This window comes from Cyanobium gracile UHCC 0281 (assembly GCF_034931305.1).
Taxonomy (GTDB): Bacteria; Cyanobacteriota; Cyanobacteriia; order PCC-6307; family Cyanobiaceae; genus Cyanobium; species Cyanobium gracile_A.
The window spans coordinates 1-15362 of the sequence record NZ_JAYGHY010000002.1; the positions used below are offsets into that span (position 1 = coordinate 1).

At 64.8% G+C, this 15362-nt stretch carries 12 protein-coding genes and 1 pseudogene; 6 read left to right on the forward strand and 7 right to left on the reverse strand.

Annotated features, from left to right (window positions below; all coding sequences use genetic code 11):
- The 5 genes and pseudogenes from VB739_RS00695 to VB739_RS00715 form a co-directional block, all read left to right on the forward strand.
- Positions 1-685, forward strand: a pseudogene (locus VB739_RS00695) (hypothetical protein); the annotation flags it as partial.
- A gap of 32 nt (positions 686-717) precedes the next feature.
- A complete protein-coding gene (locus VB739_RS00700) occupies positions 718-2058 on the forward strand; it encodes an NHLP bacteriocin system secretion protein (protein ID WP_323355232.1) in 1341 nt (446 codons plus the stop codon).
- Positions 2055-2246 (forward strand): hypothetical protein, encoded by a 192-nt coding sequence (locus tag VB739_RS00705; protein ID WP_323355233.1) that lies wholly within the window; start codon positions 2055-2057, stop codon positions 2244-2246. Before VB739_RS00700 ends, VB739_RS00705 begins: the two co-directional genes overlap by 4 nt.
- Before the next feature lie 45 nt (positions 2247-2291).
- Complete coding sequence (locus VB739_RS00710) at positions 2292-3395, forward strand: ABC transporter substrate-binding protein (RefSeq protein WP_323355234.1); 1104 nt, start codon at positions 2292-2294, stop codon at positions 3393-3395.
- Positions 3396-3452: 57 nt separating this feature from the next.
- Positions 3453-5984, forward strand: coding sequence for an ATP-binding protein (locus VB739_RS00715; protein WP_323355235.1), 2532 nt, complete (start codon positions 3453-3455; stop codon positions 5982-5984).
- A gap of 115 nt (positions 5985-6099) precedes the next feature.
- Here VB739_RS00715 and VB739_RS00720 read toward each other — a convergent pair whose 3' ends face one another.
- The 6 genes from VB739_RS00720 to VB739_RS00745 all read right to left on the reverse strand — a co-directional run bounded on the left by VB739_RS00720 (position 6100) and on the right by VB739_RS00745 (position 13830).
- Entirely contained in the window at positions 6100-7122 is a 1023-nt protein-coding gene (locus VB739_RS00720; protein ID WP_323355236.1) for a sensor domain-containing diguanylate cyclase, read from the reverse strand.
- Positions 7123-7286: 164 nt separating this feature from the next.
- Entirely contained in the window at positions 7287-8690 is a 1404-nt protein-coding gene (locus VB739_RS00725; protein ID WP_323355237.1) for a chloride channel protein, read from the reverse strand.
- Positions 8687-10375, reverse strand: coding sequence for a TolC family protein (locus VB739_RS00730; protein ID WP_323355238.1), 1689 nt, complete (start codon positions 10373-10375; stop codon positions 8687-8689). The genes VB739_RS00725 and VB739_RS00730 overlap by 4 nt, the downstream gene beginning before the upstream one ends.
- 57 nt (positions 10376-10432) lie before the next feature.
- Positions 10433-11779 (reverse strand): carbohydrate porin, encoded by a 1347-nt coding sequence (locus VB739_RS00735; protein ID WP_323355239.1) that lies wholly within the window; start codon positions 11777-11779, stop codon positions 10433-10435.
- Between the two features lie 3 nt (positions 11780-11782).
- Positions 11783-12865, reverse strand: coding sequence for an FUSC family protein (locus VB739_RS00740; protein WP_323355240.1), 1083 nt, complete (start codon positions 12863-12865; stop codon positions 11783-11785).
- Positions 12859-13830, reverse strand: a complete 972-nt coding sequence (locus VB739_RS00745) for an FUSC family protein (RefSeq protein WP_323355241.1) — start codon at positions 13828-13830, stop codon at positions 12859-12861. Before VB739_RS00745 ends, VB739_RS00740 begins: the two co-directional genes overlap by 7 nt.
- Before the next feature lie 124 nt (positions 13831-13954).
- Between VB739_RS00745 and VB739_RS00750 the strand changes: the two genes are divergently transcribed.
- Positions 13955-14455: an MgtC/SapB family protein gene (locus VB739_RS00750; protein WP_323355242.1), complete on the forward strand. Its 501-nt coding sequence runs from the start codon at positions 13955-13957 to the stop codon at positions 14453-14455.
- Here VB739_RS00750 and VB739_RS00755 read toward each other — a convergent pair.
- On the reverse strand, positions 14424-15350 hold the full coding sequence (locus tag VB739_RS00755; RefSeq protein ID WP_416233281.1) for an LCP family protein: 927 nt from the start codon (positions 15348-15350) through the stop codon (positions 14424-14426). The two genes, VB739_RS00750 and VB739_RS00755, sit on opposite strands and share 32 nt — an antisense overlap.
- Positions 15351-15362: the final 12 nt, after the last annotated feature.

Genomic DNA, 15362 nt, shown 5'->3' on the forward strand with positions numbered 1-15362 from the left:
GGCGCGGGTTGTGGCCCCGCCGCGGCCGGTGGCCGCTGGCTGGCAGCTGCAGCTGGAGTCCGGTGGCCCCCTGCTGGCGGAGCAGGTGGTGCTGGCGGCCGGCGCCGGTTGCCGCTCCCTCACCCCCTCGTTGCCGGAGCGCCTCCGCGCCAGCTGGGCCGGGGTGCTGGCCATGCCGGCGCGGCCGACGCTGCCGCCGTCATCCGGCAGTCCCTGGTGGCGGCATGCCATGCAGCGCCGCATCGTCCAGCCACGCCACTGGCAGCGTCCAGTCCTGGAGGGGGCGGCGCCAGGGTTGCGGGAGGAACGCTGGATCGTCGATGCCGGTTGCGCCCCCTGGGGCGATGGGTTGCTGCTGGGCCAGATCAGTCTGGTGCGGCCGGGACTGGACAGTGGTGAGGCGCCAGACGCGGCGACCATGGAGGGCCGTCTGCGCCAGGGGTTGGCCGGACTTGACCCGTTGCTGGCAGCCCTGCCGGGCCCCTATCGGCAGGTGCCGGTGGCCTTCTGCACCGACGGGCTGCCCCTGGTGGGCCCGCTGCCGGGGGCGGCCGGCCTGTGGGTGTTCAGTGGTTTCGGAGGGGCCTTCGCCCAGGTGCCGGTGCTGGCTCCCCTGCTGGCCGATGTGATCGCGGGTGTCGCCGATGGCGCTGTCCTGGCCCGATTGGGCGTTCTGGCGGGCTGACAGGTGGGCTCCCATCCAGCATGCTGGCGGCGATGGCCACCTCCGCTCCCCCGACAGGTGCTGCGCCGCCAAGCCGGCCGGTTGGCGGCTTGCGCCGCCGTTGGCGGGGCCTCGGTGATCGGGGCCAGGTGGGGGCGTGCCTGGTGGCGATGGGCGGAGCCCTTGGGTTGTGGGTGCTCTTCTGGCCCGTGCCCACGGAGGTGATGGGGCAGGGAGTGCTGCTTTACCCCAACACGGCTGGTCTGCTGGATGCCCGCGCCGGCGGTCAGGTGCGGCACCTGCGGGTGACCGTGGGGCAGGAGGTGCGCAAGGGGCAGGTGCTGATGGAGCTCTACCTGCCGGTGCTCGACCGCCAGCTGCAGCAGCAGCGCGGCAACCTGGCCCAGCTGGAGCGCGACAACCGCGAGCTCGACCGCCGGGATGCCCTGCGGCTGGCCAGCGAGAAGCTCAGTGTCGACACTTCCCTCGCCAAGCTCGCCCAGGATCGCCGTCGCTACCAGGAGCTGGCCGCCACCTACGCGGAGAAGGTGCGCAACCTCCGCTGGCTGAGCCAGCGGGAGGTGGTGGCTCCCCTGGCCTCCGAGGTGGTGGCGGCCGAGCAGGGTCTGACCAGCACCAGCGTCAGCCTCGACGCGGTGCGGATCCAGGAGAAGGATCTGCTCACCCGCTACGAGCAGGTGAAGCTCGACATCCAGACCCAGGCCCTGCAGCGGCGCTATCAGATCGACGATCTGCGCCGCCAGATCCGTGTCACTGAGGCCCGCCTGGCCTATGACGGCCAGGTGCTGGCCGACCGGGACGGCACGGTGCTGGATCTGCAGGTGATCCAGGGCCAGACGGTGGCCACCGGTCAGCGCCTGGGGACCCTGGGCAGGCTCGCCGCCCCCGCTGCGGGTGCCCCGCTTCTGCGGGCCGTCGCCTATTTCGCTCCGGCCGATGCCCGCCGACTTCCGGTGGGTTTGCCGGTGGAGGTGGTGCCCCTCTGGGACCAGCGGGGCCGGTTCGGCGGCATCGTGGGCAAGGTGACCCAGGTGCTGGCCTTGCCGGCCACGGAGGAGGACATTTCCACCACCATCGGCAACCCCCAGCTGGCCCGTGATCTTCTCAAGCAGGGGCCGGTGATGCGAACGGAGATCGAGCTGGAGCGCGACCCCTCCAGCCGTGACGGCTACCGCTGGACCCTCTCGGGCGGCAGCGGGGTGTTCCCGGTGAGGGAGGGTCTCACGATCGCCGCCCATGCTTACGTGGAGTGGCGCACGCCGATCACGTATGTGCTCCCCGGGCTGCGGTCCCTCACGGGGGGTTATCGCAATCTGCGCATCGATCGCCTCTGGGACCGCCCCTCCCTGCGTCAGCCCGGAGGATTGCCATGAGCGAAGAGCGCCGGTGGCAGATCCGCAATCCTTTGCTGCGGCAGGAACTTCCCTGGCTGATCAGTGAGGTGGTGCTGCTGGTGGTGCTGTGCAACTCCAATGCACCTGAGCTGTGGTTCTGGTTGGTGGTGTTGGTGGTGATCCTGGGCTACAGGATCGAGCGCTGGTATTCTTCTCGTCCGGAATGATCCCTTGGAAGCGTTAAACCTACGGCCAAAGATGAGGTCTTTCTGATGCCTTTCTGGCAGCATGATGTCATCATGAAATTTTCTTTGATTGTTGATGTGCTGTCTCCCTTCTGGCAGAGAATCTTACCCAAGCGTGCCTGCTCTAGACACCAACGGATGACCCTGAACCTGCGACGTTGGCTTGGGATGCTGCTGCTCGGCATTGTCGGCCTGAGCCTGTCTGTCGCGATTACGAGTTGCTCTGGGGCATCGTCAATACCACTGAGAATTGGCGCCAACCTTTGGACAGGTTATGAAACGCTCTTTTTGGCGAGGGATCTCGGAGATCTGAAGGGCAAGCCGATCAAATTGATTGATTACCCGTCCAGTACTGAACAGGTCAGGGCCTACCGCAATGGTGAAATCGATGGAGCCGGCCTCTCGATTGATCAGGTCATCGCTTTGGCGGCCACGCAAGGAGATATCAGGATCATTGCCATCATGGACTTTTCCAATGGAGGCGATGTCATCCTTGCCAGGCCGGGCTTCGCGAAGCTGCAGGACCTCAAGGGAAAGCGGGTTGGCGTCGAGTCAACCGCATTGGGAGCCTTTTTCCTGGCACGGGCCCTTGACCTCAATGACATGACTCCCCAGGATGTCACAGTGGTGTCACTAGAAATGAGTGATCACCAGGCCGCCTACAAGGATGGAAGGGTTGATGCGGTGGTCACCTTTGGACCTGCGCGCACCAATTTGCTGAAGACGGGTGCCAAGCTTCTGTTTGACAGCAGCATGATCCCCGGAGAAATTGTCGACACGCTGGCTGTAAGCAGCTCCGCAATCGCTGACAATGCCGACAATCTTCAAGCGCTGGTGAATGCAAGATTCAACGCACTGGATTATTTTCAACAAAATCCTAAGTCGGCAGCGCGTCGCATGGCCAAGCGCACCCAGGTGAAGCCGGAGGAGCTGCTGGAAGCGTTCAGCCTGTTGCAACAGCCATCACTGAAGGAGAATGTGGCATTGTTGAGTCAGAGTAACTCGGCGCTGGTGGATTCCATGACAAAGCTGATCGATGTCATGCTGAAAAACGGTCTGATTTCAACAAAGATAGATCCAGCTACTCTTCTGGATCCCCAGTTTGTCGAACGGGCACTTGCCAGAACGTAGCCCACCGATGCAGGCATGAAGAGATTCCCCCCACCCCTTCGCTTTACAGTCCCAGCCTTGATCGTCCTCAGTGGGGCCCTGCTTGGGGCGATCACGTTTTTCCAGGAACTCCAGGATGCCAATCGCAAGTCTGAGCAAAGTGCCGCCATTTATCTGAAAGCCTCAGTATCCCAGGCAGCGCGAATGATCGATTATCTTTTTCGTAACGAGGAGGAGGGTGATCAAGTCGTTGCCTTGGTGAGCCAGCTGGGAGCCAATCAGGACTATCTGAGTGTGCTTCTGTTTAATGATAAAAACGTTGTCATTAGTGCCAGTGACTATAGTCTTTTAGGACGTTCTGTTGAAACCACAGTTGCAGCCCCGCTGGTTCCAATCTTTTCGAGCACACGGCGGATGCTGCAGGGAACGGTTCAGCTTTCATCCGACCGCTCCCAACTGATCGCCGTTTATCCCACCCTGCTCAAGGCTCTACCCAATGAGCTGCGCTCATCACGCGTGGGCGTCTTGTTTGTTGACTACAGTCTTGCCAAATCGAGGAGCCTCGCTTTTCAACAGGCCTTGAGAAGAGCACTTCTTTTCAATGCGCTGCTTGTCATTCTTGGCCTCTGCATCTGGATCTTTTTCCATTCTGCTGTTACCAATCGAATACGGAAACTCATCAAAGCCAGCTATGCTTTGGGCGCTGGAGAGCTCAAGGTCAGGAGTGAATTGGGAGGATCTGATGAGCTGGCTCAGATTTCTGCGGCTTTTGATCAGATGGCAGAGAAAATGGAGCAGAACGCTGCCTTCCTGCAACGTCAGGTGAAGCGAGAGTTGATCTTGCGTGAAATCACGGAGCGGATTCTGACCGTTCTGGAGCTGAAGCGTATCTTTCAGGTGGCCGTCAATGAGATGCTTCCTTATCTCAATGTGGATCGCGTCGCCGTCTATCAGTTTGATCAGGACTCCCGGTGCCGTCAGGGCGAATTTGTTGCCGAGGCTGTCCAGGCAGGTACCGCTGCCTTGCTATCCATGTCTATTGAAGAAACCTGCTTCAGCAGCACTCTCGTGGCCCGCTATCTCAAAGGGCGTCATCAGATCATTAACAATGTGGCGACAGCCGCTTTGAATCCATGCTATCGGGATCTTCTTCATCGGCTGGGAATCCAATCCAATCTTGTGGTCCCGCTGATTTGCGGCTCTCGACTCTGGGGTCTGCTTTGTGTACACCACTGCAAAGCGCCACGAAGCTGGACAGATGAAGATATCCAAGTTGTTAGTCACTTGGCGAGGAAGCTCAGCATCGCCATTCAGCAGGCTGACTTGTTCACGAAGCTTGAAGCGGAATTGCAAGAGAAGAAGCTGGCGGAAGAAAGTCTGCGCAGAACCAATGATGAGCTGGCCTTGATCAATGAGGAATTGGCCCGCTCGACAAGGCTCAAGGATCAGTTTCTCGCCAACATGAGCCATGAACTGCGAACGCCACTCAACGGGATCCTCGGTATGGCTGAGTCCATGCAAGAGAGCATCTACGGTGAAATCTCGCCGACACAACGCAAGGCCTTGGGCGAGATCGAGAGTAGTGGCGCCCATCTCCTGGATCTGATTAACGATATTCTGGATATCACGAAAATTGAAGCAGGCAAGCTCGAAGTCCAACTTGAGCCAGTATTCATCAGTGCCCTGTGCCAATCCTGCATCACCACCATTCATCCGATGGCGCAGGCCAAAGCGATCACCCTGTCATCGGATGTTCAGCCTGATCTGCCAGCGTGTTTGCTTGATGAGCGGCTGATTCGGCAAGTTCTCATCAACCTCCTCAGCAATGCCGTCAAGTTCACTCCTATAGCAGGAACTGTACGGCTGCAGGCCAGGACGATCCTTGAGAGGGAGGGGGAAGCTCCGCATGGGACGCTCCACATCAGGGTGCAGGATTCGGGCATCGGCATCGATGCCAAGGACCATGATCAGATCTTCAAGCCTTTCGTGCAGGTTGAGAGTGGGTTGAGTCGCCAATTCGCAGGCACTGGCCTTGGTCTGTCGATTGTCAAGAGGATTGTTCAGGCCCATGGAGGTAACATTGTCCTCAAATCGGCATTGGGAAAAGGTAGTTGTTTCAACATTTACATCCCAGTTGAACTCTATGCCGAGGCAGAATCGAGAATTTCACTTCCTGAGAGGATAGAGGCCGAAGGTTCAAGTCAGGATTCCTATTCCGAAATTGATCAGCCTCAGATCCTGTTGGCAGAAGACAGCAGGGTCAACCGGCTGATCTATTCACGCTATCTCACCGCCAAGGGATACCAAGTTAATCAGGTGGGCAATGGCCAGGAGGCGATCGACTTTCTTCGCCATCAGGTGCCGAACCTTCTGATCCTCGACATGTCCATGCCAATTGTCGATGGCTTTGAGGTCATGCGCGTCGTCCGCGCCAGTGACAAGCCAGAGCTTGCCGCGATGCCCATCATTGTGCTGACGGCTTTGGCGATGAAGGGCGACCGTGAAAAGTGCATGGAGGCCGGTGCTACCGAATACCTGGCCAAGCCCGTGAAACTGCATCAACTTGATGTATCGGTCAGGACGATCCTTGCAGCCGCTCTCAAGTCATGAAGGCCATGATCTGATCACTGGATCCCGGAGGTATGTTCTGTTGATTGACAGGATCTCAACCTGCGGCTCCCTGGGTCCTGCCTTCGTCTCCTGCCAATGTCAGGCCCGCTTTGGTTTACTTTCTCGCAGGAACTGTGTTGTCCATCGGAGAATAGTTGCGAAGCTGTTTGATCTCGTGCATCAAAGCATGTCCGTCGGCAAGGAGTTCGGCAATGGTTTCATGCCTCTCAGGCTGATAGGAGGTGATTCCGTAGCAGAAATCAATGGCGTACTCTTTCCCTGAAACCCTGTTCTGATTCTCCAGAGCGGCCTTGATTCGATCGATAACCGTCTCTGACTGCTCCCGAGTCGAGTTGATCAGTAGAACCACGAACTCATCCCCGCCCAGTCTGGCAACGACGTCGGAATCACGACAAACATGCTTGATCAGATCGGCAAATGCGATCAAGGCTTGATCTCCCTCCTGATGTCCATGGAGGTTATTGATCGTCTTGAAATGCTCGAGGTCCAGATAGAGGAGTGAGACGGGGATACCCTGGCGGGTGCAGAGTTGCAGACTCTGCTGAGCAAGGGCAAGGAAGCCGCGTCGGTTTTCGAGGTTGGTGAGCTGGTCTTTGGTGGCGAGGAGGATGGCCGCCAATTCCTGCTCCACCATGCCGGCCAGGTCTTTCAGGTTGTCGAGCTGCTCCTGATCAAGGGATCGGGGCACGCGGTCGGCGATGCAGAGGGTCCCGAGCTTGCGATGGTCAAGGATCAACGGACAGCCGGCGTAAAAGCGAATCTGGGGTTCGCCGAGAACCAGCGGATTGTCAAAAAAACGTTCATCCTCGAGGGTATCTTCAACGCTGAACACATCGGATCCGAGAATCGCATGTCCACAGAACGAAACGCTCCTGGAGGTCTCTGAGGCGTTCAGGCCCACACAGGATTTGAACCACTGCCGCTCTGCGTCCACCAGGCTGATCATCGCGATCGGCACCTTGAAGAGGCGTTGGGCCATCCGCGTGAACCGGTCAAAACGACTCTCCTGCGCGGTGTCAAGAATGCACAGTGACCGAAGCTTTGCCAGCCGGAGCTTTTCGTCCTCCGGAGTTTCGGGTGATTTCAATGGATCCCTCTTTGATTCATGGCTGGACAATGAGGAACGGCAGACGGTTATAGAAATCGATCAGAAGCCAGACAAGCCCAATCGATACTAGCCTAGTCCTGCTGATCCGCCGTGTCGTTCCTGTCCTGACTGAGTCTTCCGCCATGCAGCCTGTTCGGGAAAATGATGACAGCAGGGTGATGAATACAGGTTATTCAGCCTGTTTTCATCCCACCACCCTCGTTTCCTCTGTGATCCTCAAGCCAGCTTTCCAGTTGCACCTCGTTCCATGTGTCCGGCCGCACCCAGCGACCGATCGGTGCCGCCAGGGCAGCCACCAGCAGCAGCAACGGCACCAGGGCGACAGAGGCGGCGATCTGGGCCACGAACAGGGCGCAGAACAGGGGTGTGCGGCAGGCACCGCTGAACAGGGCCGTCGCCCCGATCCACACCAGCAATTGCCGTTCCAGCGGCGGCAGATCGCCGATCAGCGGTCCGGCCAGCAGGGCCCCCAGTGACATGGCGTCATGCATCACGCCCCCAGGGGCGCCCATGGCAATGCTCAGCACAGAGGCCAGCAGCCGCCAGGGGAGGACCCCGAGGCCCGGGCGATCGTCGCCGTAGGCCATGCGCAGAATCAGCAACTGTCCGTCGTTGAGGCTCCAGCCACCGCTGGCGACGGCCGCCAGGCTGATCACCAGAGCGGCCAGCACAGCCCAGAGCAGGCGTCTGGGAATCGGCGACCCGCCAGGGCCGGCTGGCGCCGAGATCCACCCCCTCCAGCGGCTGGCCATCCAGGCGGTCCCGGCCGTGAACACCCCGCCAAGCCAGCCCGCGGTCAGGGTCAGGAGCAACGCCGGCACGACGAGGTGTCCGCCCCCGCCCACCAGCACGGTGATCCCGCCCTGGTGGGCGGGGGCGGCCGGGGTGGCGCCCCAGAGGCCCGTGGCGGATCCGAGCACGACCCCCAGACCCGTGATCAGAAGCGTTCCGTTGAAGAGTGCGGCCGAACGCCGTTGGCATAACTCTTCGGCGGCGTAGGTGACCCCCAGCAGCACGGAGTTGAAGGCGATGCCCAGCCCGGCGCCCGCCCCGGTCGCGAGCAGCACCGGCAGGGGCAGACGCTTCAGGGGGGCCACCCTCTCCCTAAGGGCCAGCAGCAGGCTCGCCCCCAGGGAGGCGGAGGGGGACTCCAGTCCCACGGTGAGGCTGGCCCCGTGGGTGAGCAGCAGCAGCGGCAGGCGCGCCAGCTGGCGTTTCAGACCCAGGGAGGCCAGGGCCGCGGAGCGGGCCGGTCCCTGGCGCACCCCCTCCAGTTGCAGGGCCATCACACCGGTGAGGCCGCCCCCCCTGCCGCTCTTCAGGGGGCCGTTCGCCAGCAGGGCCAACAACACCGTGCCGGCGAACACCAGCAGCAGGCTGCCTCCGGAGATGCCTCCGGGGCCGCCCAGCGGCCAGGCCTGCTGGAGCCGGAAGCCCAGGGCCGACATCCACTGATAGGGCTGCAGCAGCAACAGCAGGGGCAGTGCGGCCAGCAGCAGGGCGATCACTTGCCCCCGGCGCAGGCTTCTCTCCTGGCAGGCGTCGGCGGCCTCGATCGCTTCGGCCGGACCTGTCATGGGGCCCACTGCAGCCGCGCTGGCACCGGCGCCTCCGGATCCGTCGGCATGGGCAGCAGCTCACGCAGCAACTGGGCGTAGGTGACGTTCACGTTCACGGTGGCCTCAAGCCGCTGCACCAGGCTGGCGATCAGCCGTTCCTGGGTGTTGGAGAGATCCAGCTCACTGCTGAGTCCCGCCTGGTAGCGGAGGCGGGCGTCGCGGAAGGCCTCCAGACTCGCCTTCACCCCCCGCCGTGCCGCCACCAGCCTGGCCAGGCTGGCTTCATGGCCGAAGAACGCCTGCTCGATCCGCAGCCGGATGTCGTTGCGCTGGGCGGCGTACTGCTGGGCCACGGCCGCCCCCCGACGGGCCAGGGCCCGCGCCTGGCCCCGGGTGGTGCCGGCGTCGAAGAGCAGCCAGCTCACCGCCAGGCCCACCGACCAGTCGCTGCCGTAGGTGTTCAGGGAGGTGGCCACGGTGGCACCGCAGCAGCCGCCATCGGCAACGCGCACATTCCAGTTGTTCGCATTGCTGGCACTGGCCCCCGCACTGGCGAACAGCGATAACTTCGGCAACAGCCCGGCGGCGACGGCATCCTTCTGCTGCAGCAGGGCTTCGCGGGTGGCCAGGAGGGCTTCCAGTTCAGGATTGTCCCGGTAGGACGCCACCAGGCTGGCCTCCAGATCCAGGGGCCAGCGCGGCTGGAGCCGGATCGGGTCGCCGGCGGCGGGGGTCAGCTGGGGCGGCAGATTGAGCAGGGCCGCCAGGCGGCGCCGTGCGATGGCCTGGTCCGCCAGGGCGGCAATCAGCTGTTCCTGCCCGTCCGCTTCGATCGCCTGGCGCCGCAGCACATCGAGCCTGGGAACCAACCCTGCCTGTTTGAGATCCAGGCTGTCCTGCAGGATCAGCAGGTCGTTGCGCACGACGGCCTCGCGGATGCGCACCAGCTGGTCGGCGCGCTGCAGCTGGTAATAGCTCTCGCTCAGGGTCAGCTGCAGCCGCCGTAGGGCATCGGCGTAGGCCAGACGGCCGCTGCGCAGGCTGGCCAGGGCGGCCCGCGCCTTGGGCGTGCGGGCGAAATCCAGCAGCTCGTAACGCAGCTGCAGACCAGTGGCCACCCCGTTGGCGTTGGTGTTGAGGGAGCCCCTGCCGCCGGGGGGGATGAAGAAGGGGTTGCTGGGGGCAAAGAGGGTCCCTGTACCGGTGGGGGAGAAGAAGCTGGTGCTCGCCTGGTCGGTGCCACCGGCGGCAAAGGCCGAGAGGCGCGGCCAGTAGGTGCCCATCTGGCTCTGGAGCTCGGCCAGGGCGGCGGCCACCTCCTCGCGGCGGGCCTGCAGGGAGGGGCTGTTGGCGAAGCCGATCGCCAGGGTCTGCTCCAGGCTGAGGGCCTGGGGCTGGCCTTCACGCAGGCTGGCGGCCTCCGGTAGCGCCAACGGTGGCAGGGGAGCCGTGTCCTGCGGTGACCGCAATGGGCTGGCCGGTGCGACGCCGTTGGGGGGGGCCTCCTCAGCAGGGAGCAGCTCTTCGAGGGCCCGGATCTGGCGATCCAGTTCGTTCCAGCGGCGCTCGAGGCGACGCCCATCGTCACCGCTGGCCGCCGGCAGGGGCTGGCCAGCCCCTGGGCCTGCTCCGAGGCCGAGGGCCAGCGCCAGCCCCATGAGGATCCACCTGACCAGGGGCCGCCCCGTTCCGCTGCCCCCCATGGCCCGCCATCTCCCCCATCCGGCGCCCAGTTTGCTCGACATCAGCCTCCTCGGCTCCTAGAACCTGAAACCCAGCTGCAGGCCCGCGGCGAACAGGCCCGGTACCCGGCCGGCGCCGCCCGGATTGACGATCCACTGCAGGCTGGGCTGCAGGTTGAACGACTGGTTGATCCGCACCTGATACCCGAGCTCCACCACCCCTTCGTGGCTGAGACCGGGACGGCTGATCGGGCTGAATCCGGTGCGGGCCACGCCCAGGATCAGCAGGTCGAGGGGGCGGCCGGGCAGGACCCCCTGGCTCACCAGGCCGCCGCCGAGGTAGCTGGGCGTGGGATTGGCGGCGGTGTCGAGGCCCGCGGCGGCGGCGGCCCAGAGCCGGTGGTCGAGGCCCCAGGGCAGCGCCATCGGCACGGTGGCGCTGCCGTACAGGCCCCGGTTCGGGCCGGTTCCGGCATAGGCCGCCAGTTGCAGCTGTCCTCCGGGGAGTTGCCGCTCCACCTGCAGCGGCTGGCGGCAGGTCCGCTGTCGGCTCCTGATGCCGGAGCCTTCACGGCAGGCGGCGATGGGCGTCGCCAGGTGGCGGTTGAGCCAGGGGGCGGCATAGCTCCACTGCAGCTGGTGGGTCCAGCCCCGTCCGGGGGGAAGGCCCGTGGAGGCCCCCAGCAGCCCCGCCACGGTGTTGGCGGCGGCCAGATCGAAACTGGCCAGCCGCAGGGTGCTGGCCGGGGTCGGCCGCAGCACCAGCAGGGCGCCTGGCGCCGCAACCGGAAAGACGGGGAAGTTCGGGATCGTGAACAGGACGGGCGCCCCGTTGAGGGCGTCATGGACGTAGAAGTCCTCGATGGGGGTGCTGAACAGATCGGGGTCCATGCCCACCAGCCCGACCTCCAGGCTCCAGCGGCCATCGGAGGAACGGCGCTCGAGGCTGGCGCGGGTGAGCCAGAGCCCAACCGGGTTGGCCACCTCCTGCAGGGGCAGCGCCGCCCCCACCTGCTGGGCATAAACGGGGTCACCGTTGAAGCTGGCGATGGCCCCATGCAGGGCCCACCGCTGCCATTCCCGTGCCGGTGCGTGGGCCGGGTCGCTGGGGGCGCGCAAGGTCAGTGCGAGGGTCGACTGCTGGATCCAGCTCGCCGCCCGGACCAGACCGCCGCCCGGGTTGACCATCGGTTCGGCCAGGATCTCGAGGTTCAGATCCATCCAGGCCGGCAGAGCCAGGGTCTGCTGGAGGCTTCCCCAGCCCGGCTCGAGCCTGACGAGGGGCGCCGCAGGAGGGGCGTCGCTCTCCCCGGCGACGGGTTCAAGGGGCTCGGCGGCGCTGGGGCCGGCACCGGCCAGCAGCAGGAGAGGCAGTGGGAACCAGAGCCCGGAAAGCTTCGGCGTGGAGCAGCGCGGTCCACCCATGGGTCAACCGCTGGCCTCGCCCAGGGCGTGCCAGCGATGCTCCGCCTCCTCGATGCTGCGCAAGGCCTGGCCGCAGAGCATCAGACGGCTGGCATTGCGCTGCAGCAGGGGAAGATCGAAACCATCCAGATCCGGATCGTGCAGCCAGCGCTCCAGGTCCCCCCAGCTGGCAGGCGGTGCCAGGACTGCAGCCGGTGGGGCTGGCCGGTGGCGGTTTGGTACCTGCAGGCACTGGTTCCATTGCTCCAGTCGCCCGGCCACGGTCCGCAGCAGCTCGGCCTGGGCGGCATGGAGGCCCTCCAGCGGGCCCCGATCGGCGGGGGTGTGATCCAGCAGACGCAGCCCGTCGAACACGCCGACCAGTTGGGAGCAGGCCCCGTTCAGGAGCTGGAACAACCGGTAGGTGGCATGGCTGGTGGGGTTGTTGCCCAGCTCATCCGCCACGGCCGGCATCGTGTCGCGCAGGACCACCAGCTGACGCCGCAAGCGTTGTGCCGTCTGGAGATCCATCCGCTCGGCGGCCGCCAGGCTTCCCGGGTGCGCCGGGGCGGCGGGGGCTTCGATCCGTTCGGCCTGAGCCACCAGGGCGGCGCCGAGGTCGGCCAGAAGCCGGCGCAGCCGTTGCCGGTTGCCTTCCACGGCCAGGTCGGGCCAGAAGAGCCGCAGGCTCAGCAGGGCTACGAGGATGCCGGCCACGGTCCAGAACAACCGCAACGGGGCCCAGAGGCCCAGGTCGCCGTCATGGACCAGCCAGCCCATCACGATGATGTTGCTGCCCACCTTGTACCCCACCTCCAGCCCCAGAGCCCCCCCCAGCAGCCGCATCGCGACCAGGGACAGACCCAGCCCCAGGGGGATGGGCAGATGGCTGAGGCCGCTGAAGGACGCGAGCAGCACCAGGGCCCCCACCACGGACCCCAGCAGCCGCTGACGGCCCAGGCCGATGGAGCCCCCGTAGGTGCCGGTGCAGACGACCAGCACCGCCATCGGGGCGTAGAAGCCGAAGGGAACCGGGGCGATGGCGCCGAAGCCGTTCATCAGACCGGCGGTCAGGGCCAGGCGCAGCTCCGAGCGGCGGATCAGCATCGGGCCACCAGGCTCAGGGTGCGAAGGCTCGCCATCAGGGGGTACTGCTCCTCGGCCAGGGCCAGCAGGGGCAGCAGCGGCAGCGACTGTTGCCTGGCCAGGGTCTGCCATGGCACAGGGTCCCTGGCCAGGGCCGGGAGGGCGCCCCCCTGGAGCTGGGTGGCCATGCGCGCCATGCACGTTCGCAACGGATCGCTGCCCCCTTGGGCGTCCTTTGCTGGGGGAGGGTCGGGAAGACCACCCAGCAGCCGCTCCCACTGCACCCAGTGGTGCTGCACGGACGCCCATAGCTGCAGCCTCTGAGACCAGTGCTGCCGCTGCAGGCGCTCACCATGGGGTCCTCGGCGCTCCTGGGCCACCAGTTCTTCCATGGCGATGAGGTCGTGGCTGAGCCTTGAAGGGAGCAGCGGGAGGGGCCGTTCCCCACGGCCCTCGAGCCAGCGCCGCTGACGCTCCAGCTGGTCGACATACCCGTGGCGCAAGCCGTTTTCCAGTTGCAGCAGCCGATCGAATCCCCGCCGGGGCCAGAACAGCAGGCCCACCAGAATGGCGATCACGCAGCCGACGGACGTATCGAGCGTGCGGTTGAAGACGTAGTCCCAGTTCAGGGCCACGTGGCTCGGAATCATCAGGAACATCAGGCTGACCAGCGTCGCGGTCCCGGCGGCTGACTGCCAGCCCAGCCAGCGCAGCAGGGGCAGCATCACCAGCAGGGACACCAGCACCCCCTGCCATCCCGACAGCAGGGTATGGACGAGGAAGGTCACCAGCCCTCCCGTCATGGTGCCGAAGACCCTCACCCTGGCGGCCTGCAGGCTGAGATCGTCACCGTCCTCCATGACCGTGACCACGGCCAGCATCGGGTACCAGACGTAGGCGATCCGCTCGAACCAGAGCGACAGGGCGGCGGTGAGGAAGGCGGCCACCCCGAGCCTGAGGCTGTTGCGTAGCAAGGCGGATCGCACGGACCTCCGGGAGTCGTCAGGCAGGAGCCTATGGAGGTTCATGGTCCCGGGCTGCTGGTTGATGCGCCAGGGTTGGGCGCCGATGCGCGATCGTTGAAGGCCACCTGTCGTGTTGTGGGCAGCCATGCTCCTCTCGCTGAGTCCGGATCTGGAAGCGCTGCTGCGTCTTGGCATGGCGGTGCTCTGCGGACTGGCCGTGGGGATCAACAGGGCCCACCACGGCAGCCGGGCCCACCCCAACCGGCTGCGGGTGCATGTGCTGGTGGGAATGAGTGCCTGCCTGATGGTGCTGGCGGCCGGCTCCGATCCCCAGGCCCGCAGCCGGGTGATTCAGGGGGTGGCGACGGGGGTCGGTTTTCTGGGCGCCGGCGAGATCCTGGTGCCTCCGGTCCGCCAGAAGCACGCCATCCCGGAGGTGCGCGGTCTGAGCAGCGCCGCCTCGATCTGGTTCACCGCCGCCCTCGGCGTCACGGTGGCCGTCTCCAGCCCGGTGCCGGTGTTGATGGCCCTCGGCCTGGCCCTGGTCACCCTTTCCGACCGCAACGGTCATGCCGTCGACAGCGGTGAGGCTGCTCCGCCTCAGCCCGAGGATCTCAAAAAAGGAAGCGGTGGCGGCCGTTCGTAGCGTTGGCCTGGCCGTCGCCCTCGGCTTCAAGGGGTTCGCCCTCCGGAGTCGGCCAGACGGCATCCCAGTAACTGATGCCGTCCTTGTAGAAGGGCCGGCCGTCCAGCCTCTGGGTGTCGAGCTGGGTGCTGCCCATGGCGGTGATCAGGCCGCCGAGTTCCATCGGCCCAAGGTCCGTCCGGATGTCTTGGCGGGCGGCCATCATCAGTGCCGGCAGGCGAACCAGGTACTCGGGTCGGGTGAGTTTGCGGAACAGGGATTTCAGGGCCAGCTGCTGGCGGTCCATGCGGCCGAGGTCGCCGGTCTCGTCGTGGCGGAAGCGCAGGAAGCCCTCCAGATCCTTGCCCCTCAGGGTCTGCATCCCCGGCTGCAGATCAATGGACAGCCCCTGGCTCCGGTCTTCATAGAGCATGCGTTTGGGCACATTCACCTCGATCCCTCCGAGCACGTCGGCCATCTGGCGGATGGAGGAGAGATTGACCACCAGATGGTGCTGGATGGGACGGCCCAGACGCTGGGAAATCTCCCGCTTCACCGCTTCGATGCCGCCCAGGTTGTAGAGGGCATTGATCTTGACCGGCCCGAAACTCTCGGCCTCGATGTAGGTGTCGCGGGGGATCTGGGTGATGCTGGTGCGGTCGCCATCGATGCGCAGGGTGGCGATCACATCCGTGTTGCCTCCGCCGACGTCGGTGCCGAGAATCAGCACATCCTGGCGGCCCATGCCGCTGCTCCAGGCCGCGAAGGGGTTGGTGAGCGCCGCGCCGCCGCCAGCGCTCGACCTTGCCGAGATCAACTGGGCCAGGGGCCCTGCCAACAACAGGCCCGCCCCAAGACCGCAGGCCACGGCAATCAAAACGGGCGCGCGCCGACGCGCTGGCCTGGGCTGGGACATCTTCATTGAATC